A 24253-nucleotide genomic window follows, 5' to 3' on the forward strand; every position below is an offset into this window, starting at 1 on the left:
AAGGAGATTTTTGCCTTATGGATACGATGAAATACTTTGTATTATAATGGAGTCGTTACTACCCACAAGGAGAGCACGATGGATAAACAGCCGGATAAAAAGGCACCTATGAAGAAGACAGCAAAAGGAAATTCGCGTAAATCAAGTACAGGTTCTATCCTAGGCAAGACAATCCTTGTTATAGGACTCATTTTGTTTGTGATGGTGATCGGTGTCGGCTGCGGTTTTCTCACGGCAAGTTTGAACACAAAACAGAATTTAGCGGAAGATATTGTGCCGCCCGCTTCGTCTCAGATTTATGATATCAACGGCAACGAGATCGCTAATATACATGCGGCAGAAAATCGTATGCCGGTGAGTATCAACGATATTCCGAAGAATCTCCAAAATGCGTTTGTCGCGGTTGAGGATAATCGCTTCTACGACCATGCGGGCATCGATCCACGCGGCATCGTGCGTGCGGTTTGGGCGAATATTCGCGGGCGTACCGTCACGGAGGGCGGCTCTACGATTACGCAGCAGCTTGCTAAAAATGCCTATTTGACGCAGGATCGCACGCTGAAGCGCAAGGTTCAGGAAATGTTTTTGGCGCTTCAGCTGGAGCGTCAATATACGAAGCAGGAAATCCTTGAGCTCTATATGAATCAAATATACTTTGGGCAGGGTGCCTATGGCGTCCAGGCAGCCGCGCGGACGTATTTCGGGAAGGACGTCAAGGATCTGACGCTCAACGAATGCGCCATGCTTGCCGGCATTCCCAAAAGTCCGAATTACTATTCACCACTCAACAATTTAGAAGCGGCAAAGCAGCGCAAAGCTGTTGTCCTCGATCAAATGGCGAAGTACGGTTATATCAGCGACAGTGAGGCAAACGCGGCGAAAAAAGAAGATCTTGCGATCGCTAAAGTTTCCAATGACGGCGTTAGGGCGGCAAGCTATTTCGTAGACTATGTGCTGCAGCTCCTTGTTGAAAAATATGGGGACGACGCCATCTATAAAGACGGGCTAAAGATCTATACGACGATCGATATGGATATGCAGGCGGCTGCCGAGAACGCGATGCAAAACCTGCCGACCTACTTCACCGATGCCAACGGCATCGTGCAGCCACAGGGGGCGTTGGTCGCCATCGATCCCCATACGGGCTACATCAAAGCCATGGTCGGCGGGCGCGGAACAGATCAGTTTAACCGTGCGACACAGGCGGTGCGCCAGCCCGGATCGGCGTTTAAGCCGTTCGTGTTCGCCGCCGCACTTGAAAACAAATATACGCCGGATTCGGTGATTGAGGATAAACCGCTCAAGGTAGGCGGGTGGGAGCCACAGAATTATAACCGCAAATTTTCCGGTAAAGTACGTTTGCGCGATGTTGTGCGTTGGTCACTAAATGTACCAACCGTTCGTATCGCGCAGGATATAGGAATTGATAAAGCCATTTACTATGCGCAGGAAATGGGAATATCGACCTTTGTTCTAGATGGTGCAACGAATGATCGCAACCTAGCGACCGCGCTCGGAGGCATGACGCGCGGCGTTACACCTCTCGAGCTGACCAGTGCGTTCGGGACGTTTGCTAATCGCGGTATTCATGTGGAGCCGGTTGCTGTGCTGCGAGTTGTCTCTCGTACGGGAAAGGTATTGGAAGAGGCAACACGCCAAGAAAAGAGCGTCATCTCTGCGGCGAACGCCGCGACCATGACTAATATGCTCTCGGATGTTATTCGGAGCGGTACCGGCACAGGCGCGAATATCGGCAGACCGGCAGCGGGAAAAACGGGAACGACGAGCGATTATCACGACGCATGGTTTATCGGCTATACGCCGGATCTTGTTGCGGGCGTTTGGATTGGGAACGACAGTGTGAGCGACCTGCACGGCATGGCGGGGGGGACAACTCCTGCTGCGATTTGGCGCGCGTTTATGCTTAAGGCACATGAACGCCTGCCTGTACGCAGCTTTGAGGGGAGTGCATCGTATAAGCCTGCCTCCGAATTAGATGATTTGAATGATGACTCTGAAAAGGACAAAGATAAGGACGACAAGGATACCTCGGATAATAAAGATAAAAATCATGAAAAAACGAGAAAAAAAACAAATAAGGATAGGTCTGCCTCTGAACCACGGTCTCCGAGCAGTGCCCCGTCTGCCTCCGACGAGGTTCCGACGAGGGGCGCCGGGGTAGAAAAGGGCAGAAACTAAAGCGATAGAGGGGTCTATATGCAAAATGCGATCGATATTCTAAAGGAACGAGGTTTTCTTGCACAATGCACGGATGAAGAGGCGCTGCGTAAACTCATGGCGGAAGGACCGGTCACTTTTTACATTGGTTTTGATCCGACTGCGGACAGCCTTCACGCCGGTCATTTTATTGCCCTGATGGCGATGTCGCATCTGCAGAAGGCGGGGCATCGCCCCATTTGTCTTGTGGGCGGCGGCACGGGAACCGTCGGCGATCCGTCCGGACGCACGGATATGCGCAAAGTCATGACCGACGAGACCATTCGCCATAACTGCGAGTGCTTCAAGAAACAAATCGCGCACTTCATCGACTTTACAGAGGACCGTGCGATTATGGTGGATAATGGAGATTGGCTGCGCAGTCTCAATTATATTGAACTTCTGCGCGATGTCGGCGCACATTTCACTGTCAACCGTATGCTTGCCGCCGAGAGCTATAAGCAGCGCTGGGAAAAGGGGCTGACATTCCTCGAGTTCAACTATATGATCATGCAGGCGTACGACTTCCTCGAACTCAACCGCCGTTACGGCTGTAGGCTGCAAATGGGGGGCGACGATCAGTGGTCGAACATCATTGCGGGCGTCGAGCTTTGCCGCCGCAAGAGCAGTAAAACGGTATTCGGTCTCACGAACAAACTCCTCACAAAGAGTGACGGGACGAAGATGGGAAAAACTGCGGGCGGTGCATTATGGCTTGACGCGGAAAAAACTTCGCCGTATGATTTCTATCAGTATTGGCGCAACATAGACGATGCCGATGTGGAGACTTGTCTGTCCCTGCTCACCTATCTCCCAATGGATGAGGTGCGCCACTTATCCGCGGCAGAGGGCGCTGAAATCAATCGCTCGAAGGAAATCCTTGCCTACGAAGCAACGAAAATCGTACACGGCGCAGAGGCTGCCGCGCAGGCGCGCAGCACGGCGCAGGCTCTTTTCAGCGGCGGCGCGGCGGAGGATGTCCCGAAAGTTGTCTGCGCCACGGGCGAAAAACTGGTCGATGTGCTCACGCGCGGCGGCGTATTTGCTTCGAAGGGCGAAGCGCGCCGCTTGATACAACAGGGCGGTGTCATGCTCAACGACCTGCGCGTGTCCGACGAACACTATGTGCTCGGGGATGCCGATTTCTCCAACGGTGAGGCGTTTCTGAAAAAAGGAAAAAAGAAGCACTATAAACTAGTAATTGGTTGATAGAGAAGGAGCTATTTCATGTCAGGACATTCAAAGTGGGCGAATATAAAGCGTAAAAAGGGCGCAAACGACGCCATCCGCGGCAAAATCACGACGAAGATCGGCAGAGAGATCACGATCGCCGTGCGTATGGGCGGCGGTGATCCCACGGGGAATATGCGTCTCAAACTTGCGCTCTCGAAAGCAAAGGCAAACAATATCCCGAAGGATAACATCAACCGTGCCATCCAAAAGGGGCTCGGCGCTACGGAGGGGAGCAATTACGAGGAAGTTGTGTACGAGGGATACGGTCCCGGCGGCACCGCGGTTCTCCTCGATATTCTGACCGACAACCGCAATCGTACAGCAGCGGACGTGCGACATCTCTTCTCGAAGTACGGCGGAAATCTTGGACAGGACGGCTGCGTTGCATGGATGTTTAAGAAAAAAGCCGTGTTTATCGTCGAAAAAGACTCTTTTGACGACGAGGACGCACTGTTGGAACTCGTCTTGGAGGCGGGCGCGGAGGATATGCGCGCAGAGGACGATGTATTCGAGATTGTAGCGGCGCCGGATGCCTTCGAGTCCATCGAAACGGCGCTTGGAGACAAGGGCATTGAAACCGTGTCGGCGGAGGTTACGATGGTACCGGATACGATGGTCAGCCTCTCGGAAAAAGATGCGGAGAAGATGCAGACGCTCATCGATGCACTGGAAGACAATGACGACGTGCAGAACGTATACAGCAACTATGAGATGGATTAAGGAGAAAAAAGTGCAGACATATCGTCTGCACTTTTTTAGGGACGGAATATGTTGGTTCTCGGAATAGATCCGGGGACGGCGATTTGCGGTTACGGTTTTGTAGAGCAGATAGGCAGCCGCCTCGTTCCGCACGCGTACGGTGCGATTACGACACCGTCTAAAATGCAGCCGGAACGGCGTCTGCTCAAGATTTACACAGAGCTCGAAAACCTCATACAGGAGCATCGCCCGTCCGCCATAGGAATAGAACAGCTATTTTTCAATCGCAACGTAACGACGGCAATCCCCGTGGGGCAGGCACGCGGTATCGCACTCCTTGCGGCGGCAAAGAACGATATCCCGATCGTCGAACACACGCCGCTGCAGGTAAAACAGGCTGTCACCGGATATGGGAAAGCGACCAAAGAACAGGTCATCTATATGGTGACGAAATTGCTCCATCTGCCGGAGCCGCCGTATCCGGACGATACGGCGGATGCGCTTGCCGTTGCGATTTGTACGGCGTATTGTGTGGATAGTATTGCGTGGCGCAATCGTATTTAATGGGAGAGACGTATGATAGGGTTCTTGCGCGGGACTGTCGTGCACAGCGCCGTTGACCATTGTTTGCTCGATGTACATGACGTGGGGTATCGTGTGTTTGTCTCGAGAAAAACCTGCGCACATATTGCTCAGGGGGAAGAGGCGCTTCTCTATATCCATACGCATGTGCGTGAGGACGCGATCCTCCTCTACGGGTTCTTCTCGCAGGAGGAATACGATCTTTTTCAGCACCTCATCGGTATCTCCGGCATCGGACCCAAAGGCGCGCAGAGTATTCTTTCTGAGGTGACACCTCACGATTTTTATCGGTTGATTCACAAAAAGAATGTCAAGGGCATTACAAAATTACCGGGCATCGGCAAGAAAACGGCGGAACGCCTTGTCTTAGAGCTTAAGGATAAATTCGGCGCTTATGCCGATACAGGTGTGGATGATACGAGCGCCGTTGTCTCCGATGTCTCGGATTCCATGCTTGCGGAAGCTACGGAAGCTCTGATGAGTTTAGGGTTTCAGCAAAACGAAATTCAAACGGTCTTTCAGGGAAAGACGGACTATCAAAGTACGGAAGAATTGGTGCGATATGCGCTGTCCGTTTTGCAGCGATTCTAACGATATAGGAGGGAGGGGAGAGATCTATGGATATACGCAATGAGGAGGAACTCGTCTCATTCGAAGAACAAAGTACCGACGGTTGGCAATACAGTCTGCGCCCGCGCCGTCTCAGCGAGTACATTGGGCAGGACAAAATAAAGGATAATCTGTCCAAGTTTATTCAAGCCGCATTGTCGCGCGGGGAAGCGCTTGATCACGTTCTTCTCTACGGTCCTCCGGGGCTTGGAAAGACGACGCTCGCCGGCATCATAGCGAACGAGATGGGGGCGAACTTTCGCCAGACCTCGGCACCCGCGATTGAGCGTCAGGGCGATCTTGCCTCTCTGCTGACCAATTTGCAGGATCATGATGTGCTCTTCATCGATGAGATTCATAGACTGTCCCATCATGTTGAGGAAATCCTCTACTCGGCGATGGAGGATCATGCCATCGATATTATCATTGGCAAAGGGCCGAGCGCTCGTTCCATCCGGCTGGATCTCGCTCCGTTTACGCTGGTTGGCGCGACGACAAAGACGGGGGCGCTCTCTGCGCCGCTGCGCGATCGGTTTGGAATTCAGGCACGGCTCGAATACTATACGCCGGAGGCGCTTCTCCTCATCATTGAGCGAACGGCGGAGATCCTGTCTGTGACGATTGAACACGAGGGTGCGCTTGAGATTGCGCGCCGTTCCAGAGGTACGCCACGTGTGGCAAATCGTATTCTCAAACGCGTGCGCGATATCGCGCAAGTCGCGGGAGAAGACATCATATCTCACAAAACGACGCTTGCTGCGCTCACAGCCCTCGAGGTCGATGAACAGGGACTGGAGAATAAAGATCGCACGATGCTCGAAGTGATGATTACCAAATTTTCAGGGAGACCCGTCGGACTCAAAACGCTTGCCGCCGCGCTGAGCGAGATGCCCGAAACCATCGAAGACGTTTATGAACCGTATCTCATACAGCTCGGCTTTATTGCGCGGACGGCGCGCGGGCGTATCGTCACACGCGGCGGATACGAACACATGAAAATCGCTTATCCGGAAAACGATTACCGGCAAGGAGAGCTGCTCTAACATGAATCTTTTGATGCATATGTGCTGCGGACCCTGCTCCTGTTATCCGCTGAAAAAACTTCGCGAAGAGGGGATCGAGCCGACGGGATATTTTTTTAATCCCAATATCCACCCCTATACGGAATGGGATCAGCGTCTGCAGAACGCTGAGAAATTTGCGGCGATGTCACATATGGACTTTGTCGCGGATCGCGAATACCGCATACGAGATTTTCTAAAGAAAGCCCTGCCGGCAGAGAATACGAGACTGGGGCGCTGCAGTATGTGCTACACGTGGCGACTGGAGAATGCCGTGCGTTATGCGGCGGAACACGGCTTTGACACGTTTACCTCCACACTGTTTTACAGCATCTATCAGCAGCACGAACTCATGCGCGAAACGGCGCAGCGTTATGCGAACATGTACGGTATTTCCTTCTACTACGAGGATTTCCGCGTCGGCTGGCAGGAAGGAATCGACATCAGCAAAGACATGGGGCTCTACCGTCAATCCTACTGCGGATGTATTCTTAGCGAGGAAGAGCGGTACAGCCGTACGCTGCGCAAGATGCAGCGCAAGGAAAATAAAGAGAAGAAACGTCTCCGCCTTTTGGCACAGGCATAGTTAAAGAAAGCAGGGGAGCGAAATGGCGCAGTGCAAACGTATTTTGATGTCCCTAATTTTTTTGCGTCGGTGTTCATTCCGCTCCATCGAACGAACGCTTCGCTCCAACCGGAACTCACGGTCGGCATTATGAGTGAACGGCATATCGTTACCGTCACGGGCAGGAATACCGTGCTTTATGTCCATAGGACGCTTGAAGACGATCCGTTTCTCATCGTGCCGATGGGGGAAAAACTTGTCGTTGAGGAAAAAAGCGGCGCTTTTTGGGTCAACGGCACAGAACAAAAATCAGATCGACTGATTGTTCAGCCTTCCGGAAGCGGCTTTGTGGAGGTCGACGGAAGCCCTTATCGCGGATATATCACCTTATTCAAGAAGGCGGGAATGACTGTCGTCAACAACGTTTTGATTGAGGACTATCTATACGGGGTCGTCCCGAAGGAAATGCCCGCCTCGTGGAGGAGCGAGGCACTGCGCGCGCAGAGTGTTGCGGCACGCACCTTTGCGCTCAAAAATAGGGGGCGGCACCGTGCGGACGGCTATGATCTCTGCAATACCCCTGAGTGCCAAGTATACGAGGGGATGAACGCCGAGGCAAAGGCTTCTACCGATGCCGTTGACGCGACGCACGGGGAAGTTTTATTTTATCAAGGGGAAATTGCTGACGCTCTGTTTCATACGGATTCCGGCGGCATGACGGAGTCGAGTGAAAACGTATGGGGAAGTTATGTGCCGTATCTCAGAGCAGTTCCCGAAGCCCGCGCTCAGACACTCCCATGGAATCGATCCATAACATCGGCGCTCTTTGTCCAAAAAATAGAATCAACCGGCAGAAAAATAGGGAACCTCAAGGAGATTAAGCTCTCCCGCCTCCAGATTGGCAATGGGAAAGGAGACCGCAGTCACGCGGGACGTGTGTTGACCATGCGCATCATCGGAGATAAGGGGAACGTCGTCCTTGGCGGCAATAAAATACGCTCCCTATTTGCGCTTCCAAGCACACTGTTCAACGTTCGGATGCAAAAGTCGACGGTAGAATTTAACGGATACGGTTCCGGCCACGGTCTTGGCATGTCTCAGTGGGGCGCCGAGGCATTTGCGGAGCGTGGAAAGAATTACAAAGAGATCCTGCGTTACTATTATACCGGCGTTTCCGTAGAGAAATTATACTGATGAGGCATATATCATATGGATATTTCTGATTTTGACTATGATTTACCCGAGAAGCGTATTGCACAAACACCGCTCGAACCGCGGGATGCGTCGCGCCTCATGGTGCTCGATCCTGCGGAACAGACAATCGAACATCGGCATTTTTATGAACTGGACGTATTATTGCAGCCGGGGGACGTCCTGATATTTAACGATACGCGCGTGATTCCGGCACGGCTGATCGGTGCACGCGATAAAACCGGTGCAAAGGTGGAAGTTCTTTTACTCCGGCAAATCGACAGAGACCGGTGGGAGGCCTTGGTAAAGCCCGGCAAAAAGGCGCGCATAGGAGATCGTATCCGGTTCGGTGAAGAGCTTTCCTGTGGGATCATATCGCATACGGATTTTGGCGGTCGTATTGTAAAATTCATTTATCAAGGAATATTTGAAGAGATTTTAGATCGATTGGGCGAGATGCCGCTCCCGCCGTACATCCGGAAAAAACTTTCCGATGCGGATCGGTATCAAACCATATACAGCCGGGAACGCGGGTCTGCAGCCGCGCCGACGGCAGGGCTTCATTTCACTGAAGAACTTTTAGTACGTCTCAAGGAAAAAGGTGTTATATTCGGTTTTGTTACCCTTCATGTCGGATTGGGGACGTTCCGCCCGGTGCAGGAGCAGACGATTGAAAATCATGTGATGCACCGTGAGTATTATGCCATTCCGGAAGAAACGGCGCAGATCATCCGGCGGGCGAAAGCGGAAGGTCGTCGTATCGTTGCCGTAGGGACAACGTCCATTCGAACGCTCGAATCAGCCGCGGGGGAGACCGGTGAAATTCGCCCGACAAGCGGGTGGACGGATATTTTTATTTATCCGGGTTACCGGTTTAAGGTAGTGGATGCAATCATAACGAACTTTCATCTGCCAAAATCTACGCTGATCATGCTTATCAGCGCGTTTGCCGGGCGTTCGTTTATATTAAATGCATATAAACAAGCCGTTGATGAGGGGTATCGTTTCTTTTCTTTTGGGGATGCGATGCTGATTCAAGGCAGAAAAAAAGCAACGTGATCTAGGATCATGTTGCTTTTGCCATTCTATTCCTGCGGTGTCAGGTCATCTAAATGCTGCAAAATCACTTCCGCCATCATGCGCTTCCCGTCAATATCCGGATGCAGGCCGTCGGTTGAGAGCAGGGGGCTCAGGATCCCGTTTGAGGCATCATAGAAAAACGGCTCCATATCAATATGGTATCGCTGTGCACGAATCCATGTGTTGACGGCATTGAGCTTCAAATGCCACAGAGGATCCGTTTCAGATTGGAATGAAAGCGTAATGCGCTCAGGATTCAGCGGAAGCAGCGTGAGGAAAACGGGGCGAATATCATGGGCGATACACTTTCTTTGTATGGCGTCAAGATCCCGGATAATGTCTTGCGCACTTGTCGTATCCGCGCGCAGGCTATTTGACCCCGTGAGGATCAACAGGTTCTCCGGATGGGTGGGCAGTACGTCCTGCTCAAAGCGTTCCAAGGTTGTATGCGCGGTATCGCCGCTGCGCCCGAGATTCAAGCACTCGAACGGGAGGTAGGTGGTATAGCTGTATTCGAGGAGTGCCGGAGAGTTTGAGATTGCACCACCGCCGTGTGTGATGCTGTCCCCGAGTGCGGCGGCGTACAGACGATGATTGTGCGGTGCTTCCACTGTAAAAGATGCGATATCCGACCATGTACCGACCGTCTTGCCCTGTGCGTCGAGTCCGCGTACGCGCCAGTAGTAAATCCCGGCGTAGGGGCGCGGATATTCGTCATAGACGGCATTGGCAGATACGGTCTCTGCCGACCATACTTGACTTGGATCCGGTTCGGTGCCGTGGTCATTGACAGGACGTGTTGAGAGCAGTTCTACTTCGTAACGCGTTACGCCGTTGAGCGGAATCCACTGATACACGGGATAAAGCGGCTGCCGGAAGTTCATCACCTGATCAAATGTATTTGGAATGGGGCGATTTGGAAGTTCCTCTTCGCCGCTGAGTACAATCGGCTCCGCCGGTGAAAACTCGCCGATAGGCTCATGTTTGAGCCCCAATGCGCGCACGCGCCAATAGATTGTCCCGTAGGACTGGAACTTGCGCAGATCTGCCTGCATTCCGTTCGTGAAGACGCCCTGTGTACTGCTCAGGTGCTTGGTCTTGGATAATGCAATCCCGCCCTCTTTTTCGGGAGGGGCGGAAAGAAATTCGACTTCGTATAAGACGGCGTTTGCCATACTGTGCCATATGAGAAACGGCATGAGACTGGCGGGGGACGATTCGGGGTATTTGCTGATATGAATGGGGAACACGGCTTCGAAATATGGATTTGATTTTGGCGTCGACGGGGAGGTCACCGCGCCAAACATTCCGTAAGCGGTAATACGGTAGTAAAATGGAATCGGTGCAGAAGTGATATGATAAGAGGGCGTTGTTGTGAACTCTGACTTGACCCGCTGGTAGACTGTTTCATTCGATATTTTTCCGGTCATCTTGATGTAGGTGTCCACACGATAATAGCAAGGGTAGGGGATGCGTTTCCACGTGAGTATACTTTCTCCATGCTCCTCACGGATACTTGTCGCTATATCAATTTGTTTGAGGCTTAGGACATCTTTTTTTTCAATGAAGAAAATACACATCATGGAAACGAGGAAAATAATTGCCGTAAAAAAAATATAATGCTTCATAAAACCACCGTATATCAATTTTTTATTCAATCATGAGGTGATACATATGGATAATCGAAGAGGACTTGTCATCGTTCATACAGGCGAAGGAAAGGGGAAAACAACGGCTGCGCTCGGCATGGCGATACGCTCATGGGGAAACGGGATGCGTGTCTTGATCCTGCAGTTCATCAAGGGGAGCTGGTCGTATGGCGAACTAAAGGCAATCGCAACATTAAACGATGCCGGCGGACGTATTGAAATCCGTCAAGGCGGTCTCGGATTCACACGCAAAGGAAATGAAGATGCGGAGGAACACCGTCGTGCCGCAGAAGAGCTCCTGCAAAGCGCGCTGCATGAAATATCGGGCGGCACATGGGACATGATCATCTTGGACGAATTTAACTATGCCTATTCGTTCGGTCTGATCCGTCAAGAGGAATTGGAGCAAATTCTAAGTGCACGCCCGGAGCAGACCCATCTCATCTTTACGGGAAGAAACGCCTCGGAAGAACTGATTGACCGCGCCGATCTTGTCACAGAAATGCATCTCGTGAAGCACCCCTATCAAAAGGGGATCAAGGCACAGCGCGGCATAGAATTTTAGATCATTATAACATAGGTGTACCAACTATGCCACGATTCATAAATTTCTCTATGATACTTTAGCTATTGAAAAAAAAAGTATAATGCGCTACAATCTCAGTCATGTGTTTATACTTCGTTTATGATGACTGTTGATCACCATAAACTTTATTTAGAATTAGGAGAGATGATATGAGAAGCGACGTGGTAAAAAAAGGGGCGACACGCTGTGCGCACCGCTCATTATTTCATGCAAACGGGTATGGTGCCGAGGATCTTGGAAAGCCGCTCATCGGCGTATGCAATTCATTTAATGAGATCATTCCGGGGCATTTTCATCTGAATACGATTACGGAAGCCGTAAAGCTGGGCGTGGCAGCTGCGGGCGGCACGCCGATTGAGTTTCCCTCCATCGGCGTCTGCGACGGCATTGCCATGGGGCATACGGGCATGAAGTATTCTCTTGCCAGCCGCGAACTCATCGCGGACTCCATAGAGGCTGTGACGATGGCTTCCGGTTTTGACGGCTTGGTGCTCATCCCCAACTGTGACAAGGTCGTGCCGGGTATGCTCATGGCTGCGGCACGGCTCAATATCCCGGCAATTCTGGTCAGCGGCGGCCCCATGCTCGCGGGACGCTATCGCGGCAGGGATATTAGCGTCAGTCAGGCATTTGAAGCGGCGGGCATGTATGCCGCCGGAAAAATGGACGAGAGCGAAATGACGGAGATCGAAAACAGTGCGTGTCCAAGCTGCGGGTCGTGCTCCGGACTCTTCACTGCAAATACGATGAACTCCTTAACGGAAGTACTCGGAATGGGACTTCCCGGGAATGGCACGATTCCTGCGCCCTACACGGGCGAGCGGCGTCTCCTCGCAAAACATGCGGGCGCTGTCATCCTCGACCTCGTCCGCAAGGGAATCTGCCCGCGCGATATTATGACGCAGGAAGCGTTTGAGAATGCCATTACGGTGGATATGGGCATCGGCGGCTCTTCCAACACCGTGCTGCACCTGACGGCGATCGCCCACGAGGTAGGCATCGAACTGCCTCCGCCGCTCTTTGATGAAATCAGCAGACGGACGCCCTATATCACGAAACTCAGCCCCGCGGGAACGCATCACATGCAGGATCTTAATGAAGCGGGCGGCATCTCCGCCGTTATGCACGAGCTAGCGAAAAAAGATTTGATTCATCTCAACGCGCTGACGGTCACCGGAACGATAGGCGAGCGAATCGAACACGCAAGAGTTCTCGATCCGACGGTAATTCACAGTGTGGATAATCCCTATCGCCCGCAAGGTGGGCTCGCGATTCTGCGGGGGAATCTTGCGCCCGACTGCGCCGTTGTGAAGGCGTCCGCCGTTGCCGACGATATGCTCACCTATCGCGGAACGGCCAAGTGCTTCAGTTCGGAAGAAGAAGGCGTCAACGCCATCATGGCAGGGAAAATTCACGACGGGGACGTTGTCGTCATCCGTTATGAAGGTCCGAAAGGCGGTCCGGGGATGCAGGAGATGCTGAATCCGACGGCAGTCATCACCGGTATGGGGCTCAAGGTAGGTCTGATCACCGACGGACGATTCAGCGGTGCAAGTCAGGGCGCCTGCGTCGGACATATCTCTCCCGAGGCGATGGCGGGAGGTCCCATCGCGCTCATCGAGGATGGGGATATGATCACGATTGATATTCCAAACCGCAAATTGGAGCTGGAGGTCAGCGACGAAGAGCTTACAGCGCGGCGCGCACGCTGGGTACAGCCGGAGGCGAAGATCAAGACCGGCTATCTCGCACGCTATGCAAAGCTCACATCGTCGGCAAATACCGGCGCCGTGTTAAGCTAGGAATCAATTCCAACTCACGGGAGGTACGCCTCCTGTGGGTTGTTTTTATTGCGTTGATTCGATATAATAACGGTGCATTTTGTAAGATTATATCGTAAGGGGGGATACGGCGGGTGCATATTGTTCTCGTAGAGCCGGAGATCCCAGGGAACACCGGAAATATTGCGCGGCTATGTGCCGGCACGGGCATAGAGCTTCATCTTGTCAGACCGCTTGGCTTTTCAACGGACAATAAATATTTGAAACGTGCGGGGTTGGATTATTGGCATTTGGTGACGGTGCATTATCACGACCGCTTTGACGAAGTTTTGGAGATGTACCCAAACCGTACGTTTTACTTTTGTTCAACCAAAGCTTCTCGGACACATTGTGACGTTGCATATCCACCGGATGCGTTCTTGGTGTTCGGCAAAGAGAGCGCAGGGCTCCCGCATGATTTGCTCGCCGCCCATCGAGACCGAACAATCCGCATCCCTATGGCATCGGGAGCGCGTTCTCTGAATTTATCCAATGCCGTCGCCGTTGTTGCCTATGAAGCGCTGCGGCAAAATAACTTTTCTGCGCTGCAATGTGTCGGTATCGGATTTTCTGCGGAACCATGAGAAGGGAAGAATGAGATGAACAAGGATTTTATCGATTTCTGTCATAAGACATTTGATCCGTCGCGGCTCTTCATGAACGCACCCATGCGATTCCATACGACCTTTTGCATCGGCGGACCTGCCGATATGTTGTTTTATCCCGCTTCTATCGACGAGGTGCAGAAGATCATCCAAGCGGCAAAATCATATGGCGAGCTGATCACACTCATGGGAAACGGTTCTAATATATTGGTGCGTGACGGTGGGATTCGAGGACTGGTCGTTCGGTTCAATCATACGATGAGCAGCATCGTTGCATCCGGCTCAGACATTACTGTGGGCGCAGGCGCGTTGCTGAAAGATGCCGCCGCTTTTGCACAGCGGCAGGGTCTGACCGGAATGGAGTTCGCCGCCGGAATCCCCGGCAGCATCGGCGGCGCGATCTTTATGAATGCGGGCGCCTATGACGGGGAGATGAAATCTATCGTAACGCAGGTGAAAACGGTCTCCGCTGCAGGAGAAATACGTTCCTATGCAGCGCATGAGTTGAACTTTGATTACCGCCACAGTATATTTCACGAGCGCGAGGAAGCGATTTGTGAAGTGCGGCTGCATTTGACGCCGGGGAATCCTGCCGATATTTTGGAGAAGATGACCGATTTGAACGGGCGGCGCAAGAGCAGGCAGCCGCTTGAATACCCGAGCGCGGGAAGCACGTTCAAGCGTCCCCCCGGATACTTTGCCGGCACGCTCATTGACGAGGCGGGATTAAAGGGATTCACGGTCGGTGGTGCACAGGTATCACGCAAACATGCGGGCTTTATTGTAAATATTGGGGGCGCGACGGCAAATGATGTGCAGCGTCTGATTGCGGTGGTACAGGAATGCGTTTATGCGCGGCACGCGGTGCGCCTTGTGCCCGAACTGCGCATCATTGGGGAGCCGTAACAGTATCACTGTGTATATGATTAGGAGTATGTTTCTTTGTAATGGAATGCTATACAAAACTCATAGAATTTCACGCATTATATCCGCGCATCGTTATGGCGCTGGGGATGTTTGACGGCATTCACTTAGGGCATCAACGCATCGTCAAAACGGCGGTGCGCCGCGCACGGGAGATCGGCGGAACGGCGCTTGTCTTTTCCTTCTTGAATCACCCGCGTGCCGTGGTAGACCCGCAAAGAAGTCCGCGCCTTATCGGCAGTGATGTTCTGCGGCGAAAGATTTTAGAGCGCCTCGGTGTTGATGTCTTGGTGGAGATCCCGTTTACGCCAAATTTCGCCAAAACGGATGCCGCAGATTTTGTTGCACTGCTGCATCAATATTGTGCACCGCAATACGTTGTGATCGGAGAAAATTACACATTTGGCAGATTTGGGCGCGGCACACCTGATCTCATGCGTCAAGAGGCGAAGCGTTACGGATTCAGGGCACTCGTCTGCAATCCGGTGATCCGTGACGGAGAGCCTATCAGCAGCACACGTATTCGGGGGCTCATTCAACAGGGAGAAATTGCTAAAGTCAACGAGTATCTTGGGTATCCGTTTTCTATCATAGGAACGGTTGTTCACGGTGAGGCGCGCGGACGCCTGCTTGGCTTTCCAACGGCGAACATTGAACTGCAGGACGAGAACGAGAGTCTGCCAAACGGTGTGTATGCGGTAACCGTTGCGCATGGAGCGGAGCAGTATGCGGGCGTTGCCAACATCGGAAATAATCCGACCTTCGGCGGCTGCAGGCGGCGCCTTGAGGTTCATATCTTTGATATTTCGAAGGATCTGTACGGAGATCGGCTCACTGTATCGTTTCACGCGCGCATACGAGAGGAGCGGCGATTCTCTTCAGCAGAGGAACTGAAAGCACAGATCGAGCGCGACAAAAAAACGTCTATCAGCGTGATAGCTGAAATTTTTCATTTACAAGAAAATATTTCTATGGTAATATGAACGACGTCATAGAGCCGTGACTCGGATAACGATTAATCCGACGTTTTCTTGGTCATCGGTCAATATTTTAGAGGAGGATTTTATATGCTTACGCAGGAAAAAAACAGGAAATCATTAAGGAACATGCAATTCATGAGGGTGATACCGGATCGCCGGAGGTGCAGATTGCCGTATTGACGGCGCGCATTCAGTATCTCACCGAACATCTGAAAGAACATAAAAAGGATCATCATTCGCGCCGCGGACTTCTGAAGATGGTCGGACATCGCCGCCGTCTGCTCGGCTATCTTTACAAAACGGACATTGAGCGGTATCGCGCTATCATAACAAAGCTCAATCTGCGTAAGTAACAGCTTATGCGGAGGTGAAAGGGCGGGGATTTCCCCGCTTTTTTGCTATAGGGAAAAGGATTCTAAGATGTTTTGTCGAATGCTTTTGTCATGTAATGCATGTGAGAGACCTAGGAGGATAAATGTATGCAGAGTTTCGAAATTGAACTGGGCGGACGAAATATAATCGTAGAGCACGGAAAAATGGCAAAGCAGGCAAACGGCGCCGCATTGGTGCGTTATGGCGATACGGTCGTACTTGTCACGGCGACCGCATCGAGTGCGCCAAGAGAGGGCGTCGATTTTTCCCTTTGACCGTGGACTACGAGGAGAAAATGTATGCGGCGGGCAAAATTCCCGGCGGCTTCATTAAGAGAGAAGGTCGTCCCAGCAACGATGCGGTACTCTGCGCACGATTGATTGATCGCCCCATTCGTCCGCTGTTCCCGGAAGGTTTTCGAAACGATGTTCAAATTGTCGCAACGGTGCTCTCTGTCGATCAGGATAATCCGCCGGAGATCGCCGCAATGCTCGGCGCATCCTGCGCGCTGACCGTATCCGATATTCCTTTTATGGGACCGATTGCGGGTGTGCGCGTCGGCTATGTTAACGGTGCGTTCGTGATCAATCCAAAGGAGGAGGAACGCGCCGTCTCGGAGCTGAACCTCACGGTTGCCGGTTCTTATGATGCGGTCATGATGGTCGAGGCGGGCGCAAATGAGCTGTCCGAAGAGATCGTCTTAGACGCCATCCTATTCGGACATGCCGAGATCCGCCGTTTGGTTGAATTTCAAAAAAATATACAAAGCGCCTGCGGAAAGGAAAAACAAATTCCGGCGATCTTCGCCGTCTCCGAAGAGCTCGAGGAAAAGATCCGCGTTTATGCGGAGGAGCGTCTTGACGCCGCCACCCGCAACGAGGATAAACTCGGACGAGATGCCGATATTGCGGCGATTAAGTCCGAAACGATGGAACACTTTATCGTTGAATATCCGGAGCAGGCAAAAGAGATTTCGCAAATTCTCTACAAGATTGAAAAGAGCATCGTGCGCCATATGATTACGCATGAAAAGATACGTCCGGACGGGCGCGCGCTCAACGAGGTGCGTCCTGTGAGCTGTGAGGTCGGAATTTTGCCGCGGACGCACGGCTCCGGGCTTTTTACACGCGGTCAGACACAGGTACTCACGGTAACGACGCTCGGCTCTATCGGCGACGAGCAGATCATCGACGGTTTGGGACCTGAGACCACGAAACACTACCTGCATCATTATAATTTCCCGGGGTACAGCGTCGGTGAAGCACGTCCCATGCGCAGCCCGGGACGCCGTGAAATTGGACACGGTGCGCTTGCTGAACGCGCCCTGTTCCCGATGATTCCATCCATTGAGGATTTCCCCTATACGATACGTCTTGTTTCGGAGATCTTGGAGTCGAACGGATCGAGTTCGATGGGCAGCGTCTGCGGCAGTACGCTCTCGCTGATGTGCGCAGGCGTTCCGATTAAGCGTCCTGTCTCCGGCGTCGCCATGGGGCTTGTCAGGGACGGTGACGATTATTCCATTCTGACGGATATACAGGGAATGGAAGACGCGCTCGGCGATATGGACTTTAAGGTTGCGGGAACGGCAAAGGGAATCACTGCGATTCAGATGGATATCAAGATCGCGGGCATCACGAGGGATATTCTCGCCTCCGCTTTGGCACAGGCGAAGGAGGGGCGTGCTTTTATCCTTGACAAGATGCTGGAATGCATTGATAAGCCTGCGGAAGAACTCTCGCCGTATGCGCCGCGTGTAGAGACGATCACCATTGATGTGGACAAGATTCGCGACGTCATTGGCAGCGGCGGCAAGGTCGTTCGTAAAATCATCGACGAGACCGGCGTGGATATCGATATTCATGAGGACGGCAATATCTTTATCACCTCTCCGAATACCGAAGCGATGGATCGTGCGCGCAAGATGATCGAGGACATCGTCCGCGACGTTGAGGTCGGAGAGATTTATACCGGCCGCGTGACACGCTTCCTGAAGTTCGGCGCTTTTGTAGAACTTCTCCCCGGGAAAGAGGGGCTTTGCCACATCTCCCAGCTCGCAAAGCATCGCGTAGAGAGCGTGGAGAACGTTGTGCATATCGGCGACGAGCTGCAGGTCAAGGTCATTGAAATTGACGAGAAGGGGCGCATCAACGTCAGCCATAAGGTACTGCTCTCATGATTCAGGTCTATACGGGAAACGGGAAGGGAAAGACGACTGCCGCCATCGGTTTGGCGATTCGCTCGCTCGGCGCAGGATACAAGGTCTATCTGATGCAGTTTATGAAGAGCCTTGCTTACAGCGAACAGGGGCTTTTGCGTACGCTCCCTCATATGACACTTGAAACGACGGGAAAACCTTTCTTTATCGCTGAAGACGGCATGATGGATGAAAAAACCAAAGAAGCATTTGGGGACAGCGTTGTTATCTTTCCGAAAGGACATCCGCCGGCGGATTATGTCGCGCTGCTCTCGGAAGGCCTGCGCCGTGCGGCAGATGCTGCCGCAACTGGGGAGTATCAACTCGTTATCCTAGACGAGATCAATGTCGCACTGGCGTTTGGTCTACTACAAAAAGAGCAGATGGAGCATTTTTTGGAAATTCTTCCTCTTGAAACCGAACTCGTCTGTACGGGGCGAAATGCCCCACAGTGGCTGCTGGATCGCGCCGACCTCATCACGGAGATGAAGGAAGTGCGGCATTATTATGAGCGGGGAATCCCTGCACGAAAAGGGATTGAGAATTAAAGGAAATAGAAGGAGACCGCATGATGGAATCTATGATTCGCGATATTAAACTAGCGCCGTCCGGACACGCAAAGATCGACTGGGTGAAACGCTTCATGCCGGTGATGGCGGCTGCGGATAAGGAGTATTCTGTTTCAAAGCCCTTCACAGGCATTAAGATGGTAATTACGCTTCATCTTGAGGCAAAAACCGCTTATATGGCAACGATATTCAAACATGCAGGAGCGGAGGTTGCCGTGACCGGCAGCAACCCCCTATCGACGCAGGATGATGTTGCAGCCGCACTCGTCGAAGAAGGCGTTCACGTATTTGCATGGCATGGATGCACCGATGAGGAATATTCCGTGTTCCTCAATAAGGCGCTCGATATCAAGCCCGACATTGTCATTGACGATGGCGGCGACTTGGTGGATATGCTTCATACTACTCGTCGGGAGCTGCTGCCGACGCTCATCGGCGGTTCCGAGGAGACAACCACCGGAGTGCATCGTCTCTATGCACTCGAGCGGCAGGGCAAGCTCGAATTTCCTATGATTGCGGCAAACGATGCATACTGCAAATACCTGTTTGACAACCGTTACGGAACCGGACAGTCCACCTGGGACGGCATTATGCGGACGACGAATCTTGTCATCGCGGGAAAAACCGTCGTTATCGCCGGTTACGGCTGGTGCGGCAAGGGCGGTGCAATGCGTGCGCGCGGACTCGGCGCTAACGTCATCATTACGGAGGTAGATCCGATCAAGGCAATCGAAGCCGTTTTTGACGGATTCTATGTGATGCCGATGGACGAAGCCGCGAAAGTCGGCGATATTTTCCTGACACTGACCGGAAACAAAGATATTCTTCGCAAACATCATTTTGCCGCGATGAAAGACGGCGCAATGATGGCGAATTCCGGACATTTCGACGTTGAAATCAATATACCGGAGCTCGCCGCAGAATCCGTATCCCATCAAACAGTACGAGACAATATCGAAGAATATGTCCAGCCCGACGGGCGACGTCTCTACTTACTGGCGGAGGGACGCCTCGTGAATCTCGCTGCGGGGGACGGACATCCGGCAGAGATCATGGATCTTTCCTTCGGCGTGCAGTTCTTCTCCGCGCTGCATCTTCTCCGCCATGGGAAAGAGATGAAAAAAGGCGTTCATCTGATGCCCGAGGAGATCAATGTCGAGATCGCCAATATCAAGCTCAATTCGCTTGGTATCTCCATCGACACATTGACCGCGGAACAAAAAGAATATCTCGGATTGGCATAAGGGGGCGCCCCGTGAATATACTGATTAAAGACGTTGCTGCTCTTTTGCCGGACGGGACAACGCCGACGCTCAATATCGCGATTGCGGATGACCGTATTCTTTCGATGGGCGACGTGCCGCATGATTTTCATGCGGACAAAACAATCGACGGGACACGGCACTTTGCAATCCCGGGATTGGTCAATGCGCATACCCACGCCTCAATGACACTCCTCCGCAGCTATGCGGACGATATGAAGCTGATGGACTGGCTTCAGACAATGATTTGGCCAATCGAGGCAAAACTGCATTCCGACGATATTTATTGGGGTGCTATGCTTGCCGCAGTAGAGATGATTCGCAGCGGGACGACGGCGTTTGCGGATATGTACGGTCCCGATATGGATCGTGTCGCCGAGGTGACGGAGGTTTCCGGTCTGCGCGGCGTTCTCGCGAGAGGTCTGATTGGCGTTGCGCCCGATGCGGATAAGAAGCTGGAGGAAAACGCCGCGCTTTATGAGACCTATCATGGAGCCGCGGACGGGCGCATCACCGTGATGTTTGGCCCACATGCCCTATATACCTGCCCGCCGGACTATCTCAAAAAGATTGCACAGCGCGCACAGCAGCTCGGCGCCGAAATACACATACACATGTCCGAGACTGTGGGGGAAGTAGAGTCCTGCCTCAAAGACTATGGAAAACGCCCCTTTGCACATGTGGAATCCACGGGACTCTTTGAAAACGGGACGATCGCCGCACATTGCGTGCATCTTGATGATGAGGATTTCTCTATCATCAAGAAACACAATATCCGTATCGCCCATAATCCCGGCAGCAATATGAAGCTTGCCAGCGGTATCGCGCCTGTTCCTCGGATGTTAAAAGAAGGGATCTGCGTGGCTCTCGGAACCGACGGCGCTTCCAGCAACAACAACTTGGATATGCTGGACGAGGTACAGTTATCGGCGCTTTTGCATAAAGTGGATACACTCGATCCGCTTGCAGTCCCTGCGCTCACGGCGGTCAAGATGGGAACGGAATACGGGGCGCAGGCACTTTCGTTAAAGGATGTCGGACAACTAGTGCCGGGGCAGAAGGCGGATATTGCCCTCTTTTCCATGCACGGTGCAGAGTGGACACCGTGTTACAATCCGGTCTCACTCCTTGCCTATTCCGGAAAATCCTCATCCGTTGATACGGTGATCGTAAACGGAAAAATTCTCATGGAAAATAGAGAACTCAAGACACTGGATGAAGAGCGTATTTTATACGAAGCACAGCGCACGGCGGATCGCTTGACAAAATAGTGCGCACATGCTCCGATCACATTTGATGAAGAGATATTTCACTTGACTATGCCTCCATCTCAAAAAGATGGAGGCATAGTCAAGTATGGAGGGATTCTCATTGAAAAAACGAAGTCCCGGTCGTCGATCGCCGAAAGCCCGCGGAAGTTCTCCGGCGAACGATTCAGGACGAAAGTATGAATTTGTCGGGCTTATACTTCTCACATTTGCCGTACTCTCAGGCGTTGGGCTTCTCGGTTGGAATGTCGGTTTTGTCGGTATCTTTTTCGCAAATATATTTCGATATTTATTCGGCTGGGGCGCGGCCTTTGCAATTTTGGTCATTGGGCTTGTCAGCATACAGTATATTTTGCATCATCGCAGCTTATTATATACGAAGCGTTTTTTTGGTGTCATAGGCTTATTTATATCGATCCTTGCGGCATGGCATCATTTTGTCATTCCCATCGGTGAGGAGATACTGCCTCAAAGCCTTGCAGACGGCGGGGGACTGCTCGGTGGGAGCGTGCTCCTCGTGCTGCGGAAATTCTTTGGTGTGGACGGATCTATTATCCTGCTCACGACGATCATTCTAGGCTCCGTTCTTTTATCAACAACGTGGTCGTTCGCTTCCGGCTATATCCGCACAAAAGAGCAGGCAAAAAAAGGCGCATCAGCCGCCGGAACAGCCGTTAGTGCGACCTATGAAAAGATGAGTGCCGTCAGCGAAAAAATCGAAGAAAAAGCCGCAAATATCGTCAGTGACGTGCGCGCATCCGTTCCGTATAATCAGGCAAATGACACACTCTTTGCGGAAGCGGACATGCCCGATGAAGTCTTTGGCGCAAATCTGCCGGAAAAGCCTATTCCGGAAGCAATCGAAACGCTTGACGTGCCGGCTCTTGAAGAGCGGGAACAAAAAGCGGAAATACAAGCACAAGCTCCGTACGAGCCGCTAATCCCCGTTACAGCGGAAGAAGAGGAAGCGGATCATACTGTTCCTTCGATATTTCCCATCCGGTACGCGGAAGATAACGCGCAGTCCGAGGAAGCTATTGATGTCGCTCTGCCGTATGGCCATCAGGAAGATACGACGTCTGCGCCTATGATAGAGATTTCTCATATTGACGAACCTGCGATAGAAATAGAGGAGGATGCTGCACCGTTTCCTCTTGATGCGCCCTCCGAACCTCCTGCCGCTCCTTCGTCGGCAAAGAAGCCGCCGCAAATAAGCAACTCTGTGGAAATGCCTCCCGACCATAAGGAGAATGCCTATGAGCTGCCCAAGGTTACGCATATCTTATCCAAGCATATCAAACAGGAAAATGAATCTTTAGCGCAGGAGATTGAGGAGAATGCGCACATTTTGCACCAGACACTAGAGAACTTCCACGTCAACGCAAAGGTGATCAGCGCCTGTCACGGTCCCGCGGTCACGCGTTATGATCTGGAACCAGCGCCCGGTGTCAAGGTCAGCAAGATCACAAATCTGGCGGAGGATATTGCGCTCCAACTGGCAACATCCTCTGTGCGTATCGAGCCTGTACCGGGCAAGGCTGCCATCGGCATCGAGATTCCGAATCGCACCTTGGAGAGCGTTCAGCTCAGAGAAGTCTTGGAAAATCCACAATTTCAAGAGGCACAGTCAAAGCTTACCGTCGGGCTAGGGAAGGACATTGGAGGACAGGCGGTCTTTGCCGATATTGGAAAAATGCCGCACCTGCTGGTTGCCGGTGCAACCGGATCGGGAAAATCTGTCTGCATCAATACACTCATCTCAAGCATCCTGTTTAAGGCGGCGCCGGATGAAGTAAAATTTATCCTGATCGACCCGAAGATGGTCGAGCTGTCGAACTATAACGGCATCCCTCATCTCATGGTTCCGGTCGTGACCGACCCGAAAAAAGCCTCGTCCGTACTCAACTGGGCGGTACAGGAGATGGAGAAACGGTATACGATTTTTGCCAATCACGGCGTTAGGGACATTAAGACGTTCAACCGCCGATATGCGGAAGAAAAAATGCCCCTTATCGTCATCGTCATCGACGAGCTCGCCGATCTCATGATGATTGCACCGCGTGATGTGGAAGACGCCATCTGCCGCATTCTCCAAAAGGCGCGTGCGGCGGGGATCCACATGATCCTTGCGACACAGCGTCCGTCGGTGAACGTCATCACCGGCATCATTAAGGCGAATTTGCCGTCGAGGATTTCGTTCGCCGTGTCTTCTCAAGTCGACTCACGCACGATCCTAGATCGCGGCGGCGCGGAAACCTTGCTTGGAAAAGGCGATATGCTCTTTTCGCCGCAGGGCGTTTCGAAGCCGCTGCGTGTTCAAGGCGCGTTCATCAGCGATGAAGAAGTCGAGATGCTGCTTGACTTCATCCGCGCACAGGGACAGGAAATTGACGAGAATGAGGAGCTTGTCAGCTTCATCGAAAACGAGGCAAAGGAAAACGAGCCGGAAGAGGATGACGAGTTCCTTATGAAACAGGACAAGCTTCTGCCGGAAGCTGTGGAGCTCGTCCTATCGACCGGGCAGGCATCTTCGTCAAGTATTCAAAGACGATTCCGTGTCGGATATTCGCGTGCGGCACGTCTCGTCGATGCGATGGAAGAGCTGCGCATCATAGGTCCGAGCGCCGGCGGGAACAAGCCGCGCGAGATTCTTATGACACCGGAGCAGGCGCGTGAGCTCGTAAAAAGTGTGATGTAAAACAGCGTGTATTTTCTTCAGTTCTATGCTATACTTACGCTCAACCAGTATTTTGCCGTGATGCTTTTAGGAGGGTGTCCAGATTG

At 52.2% G+C, this 24253-nt stretch carries 19 protein-coding genes and 2 pseudogenes; 20 read left to right on the plus strand and 1 reads right to left on the minus strand.

Translation table 11 applies throughout. The features are described 5' to 3' along the window. Positions 1 to 78: 78 nt before the first annotated feature. The 9 genes from HMPREF9162_RS04290 to queA all read left to right on the plus strand — a co-directional run bounded on the left by HMPREF9162_RS04290 (position 79) and on the right by queA (position 9216). Positions 79 to 2199 (plus strand): transglycosylase domain-containing protein, encoded by a 2121-nt coding sequence (locus HMPREF9162_RS04290; protein WP_009438339.1) that lies wholly within the window; start codon positions 79 to 81, stop codon positions 2197 to 2199. Between the two features lie 18 nt (positions 2200 to 2217). Continuing rightward, the gene (gene tyrS, locus HMPREF9162_RS04295; protein ID WP_009438518.1) at positions 2218 to 3426 is read left to right on the plus strand and encodes a tyrosine--tRNA ligase; all 1209 of its coding nucleotides are present in this window, start codon (positions 2218 to 2220) and stop codon (positions 3424 to 3426) included. 18 nt (positions 3427 to 3444) lie between these two features. Continuing rightward, a complete protein-coding gene (locus HMPREF9162_RS04300; protein WP_009348738.1) occupies positions 3445 to 4170 on the plus strand; it encodes a YebC/PmpR family DNA-binding transcriptional regulator in 726 nt (241 codons plus the stop codon). A gap of 48 nt (positions 4171 to 4218) precedes the next feature. Further along, positions 4219 to 4713 (plus strand): crossover junction endodeoxyribonuclease RuvC, encoded by a 495-nt coding sequence (gene ruvC, locus HMPREF9162_RS04305; protein WP_009438437.1) that lies wholly within the window; start codon positions 4219 to 4221, stop codon positions 4711 to 4713. Between the two features lie 12 nt (positions 4714 to 4725). Beyond that, positions 4726 to 5322 carry a Holliday junction branch migration protein RuvA gene (gene ruvA, locus HMPREF9162_RS04310; protein WP_009438438.1) on the plus strand — a complete coding sequence of 199 codons (597 nt, stop codon included), beginning with the start codon at positions 4726 to 4728 and terminating at the stop codon, positions 5320 to 5322. A 26-nt stretch (positions 5323 to 5348) separates the two neighbouring features. Then, positions 5349 to 6383, plus strand: coding sequence for a Holliday junction branch migration DNA helicase RuvB (ruvB, locus tag HMPREF9162_RS04315; protein ID WP_009438370.1), 1035 nt, complete (start codon positions 5349 to 5351; stop codon positions 6381 to 6383). A 1-nt stretch (position 6384) separates the two neighbouring features. Beyond that, positions 6385 to 6987 carry an epoxyqueuosine reductase QueH gene (locus tag HMPREF9162_RS04320; protein ID WP_009438496.1) on the plus strand — a complete coding sequence of 201 codons (603 nt, stop codon included), beginning with the start codon at positions 6385 to 6387 and terminating at the stop codon, positions 6985 to 6987. 129 nt (positions 6988 to 7116) lie between these two features. Next, positions 7117 to 8160: a SpoIID/LytB domain-containing protein gene (locus tag HMPREF9162_RS04325; RefSeq protein WP_139057083.1), complete on the plus strand. Its 1044-nt coding sequence runs from the start codon at positions 7117 to 7119 to the stop codon at positions 8158 to 8160. 15 nt (positions 8161 to 8175) lie between these two features. After that, on the plus strand, positions 8176 to 9216 hold the full coding sequence (queA, locus tag HMPREF9162_RS04330; RefSeq protein WP_009438403.1) for a tRNA preQ1(34) S-adenosylmethionine ribosyltransferase-isomerase QueA: 1041 nt from the start codon (positions 8176 to 8178) through the stop codon (positions 9214 to 9216). 26 nt (positions 9217 to 9242) lie between these two features. On the opposite strand, the gene HMPREF9162_RS04335 is transcribed toward queA, so the two are convergent. Further along, positions 9243 to 10865 carry a GDSL-type esterase/lipase family protein gene (locus tag HMPREF9162_RS04335; protein ID WP_009438561.1) on the minus strand — a complete coding sequence of 541 codons (1623 nt, stop codon included), beginning with the start codon at positions 10863 to 10865 and terminating at the stop codon, positions 9243 to 9245. Between the two features lie 46 nt (positions 10866 to 10911). Here HMPREF9162_RS04335 and cobO point away from each other — a divergent pair, with 46 nt between their 5' ends. From cobO to HMPREF9162_RS04385, 11 genes and pseudogenes are all read left to right on the plus strand, one after another. Beyond that, a complete protein-coding gene (cobO, locus tag HMPREF9162_RS04340; protein WP_009438344.1) occupies positions 10912 to 11451 on the plus strand; it encodes a cob(I)yrinic acid a,c-diamide adenosyltransferase in 540 nt (179 codons plus the stop codon). A 170-nt stretch (positions 11452 to 11621) separates the two neighbouring features. Beyond that, a complete protein-coding gene (ilvD, locus tag HMPREF9162_RS04345; RefSeq protein WP_009438417.1) occupies positions 11622 to 13274 on the plus strand; it encodes a dihydroxy-acid dehydratase in 1653 nt (550 codons plus the stop codon). 113 nt (positions 13275 to 13387) lie between these two features. After that, positions 13388 to 13876, plus strand: a complete 489-nt coding sequence (locus tag HMPREF9162_RS11880; protein ID WP_009348748.1) for a tRNA (cytidine(34)-2'-O)-methyltransferase — start codon at positions 13388 to 13390, stop codon at positions 13874 to 13876. 15 nt (positions 13877 to 13891) lie between these two features. Further along, the gene (gene murB / locus HMPREF9162_RS04350) at positions 13892 to 14803 is read left to right on the plus strand and encodes a UDP-N-acetylmuramate dehydrogenase (protein ID WP_009438451.1); all 912 of its coding nucleotides are present in this window, start codon (positions 13892 to 13894) and stop codon (positions 14801 to 14803) included. 41 nt (positions 14804 to 14844) lie between these two features. Then, positions 14845 to 15804, plus strand: coding sequence for a riboflavin biosynthesis protein RibF (ribF, locus tag HMPREF9162_RS04355; RefSeq protein WP_009348750.1), 960 nt, complete (start codon positions 14845 to 14847; stop codon positions 15802 to 15804). An 84-nt stretch (positions 15805 to 15888) separates the two neighbouring features. Further along, positions 15889 to 16154: pseudogene (rpsO, locus tag HMPREF9162_RS04360) on the plus strand (30S ribosomal protein S15). 183 nt (positions 16155 to 16337) lie between these two features. Next, a pseudogene (locus HMPREF9162_RS04365) lies at positions 16338 to 18352 on the plus strand (polyribonucleotide nucleotidyltransferase). Further along, entirely contained in the window at positions 18349 to 18918 is a 570-nt protein-coding gene (locus HMPREF9162_RS04370; RefSeq protein WP_009438517.1) for a cob(I)yrinic acid a,c-diamide adenosyltransferase, read from the plus strand. Before HMPREF9162_RS04365 ends, HMPREF9162_RS04370 begins: the two are co-directional and overlap by 4 nt. Positions 18919 to 18941: 23 nt before the next feature. Beyond that, positions 18942 to 20183: an adenosylhomocysteinase gene (locus HMPREF9162_RS04375; protein ID WP_037350208.1), complete on the plus strand. Its 1242-nt coding sequence runs from the start codon at positions 18942 to 18944 to the stop codon at positions 20181 to 20183. An 11-nt stretch (positions 20184 to 20194) separates the two neighbouring features. Then, positions 20195 to 21472, plus strand: coding sequence for an amidohydrolase (locus tag HMPREF9162_RS04380; RefSeq protein ID WP_009438389.1), 1278 nt, complete (start codon positions 20195 to 20197; stop codon positions 21470 to 21472). An 85-nt stretch (positions 21473 to 21557) separates the two neighbouring features. Then, the gene (locus HMPREF9162_RS04385; protein ID WP_009438461.1) at positions 21558 to 24167 is read left to right on the plus strand and encodes a DNA translocase FtsK; all 2610 of its coding nucleotides are present in this window, start codon (positions 21558 to 21560) and stop codon (positions 24165 to 24167) included. Positions 24168 to 24253: the final 86 nt, after the last annotated feature.

It is taken from the genome of Selenomonas sp. oral taxon 137 str. F0430, from assembly GCF_000183625.1.
Classification (GTDB): domain Bacteria; phylum Bacillota; class Negativicutes; order Selenomonadales; family Selenomonadaceae; genus Centipeda; species Centipeda artemidis.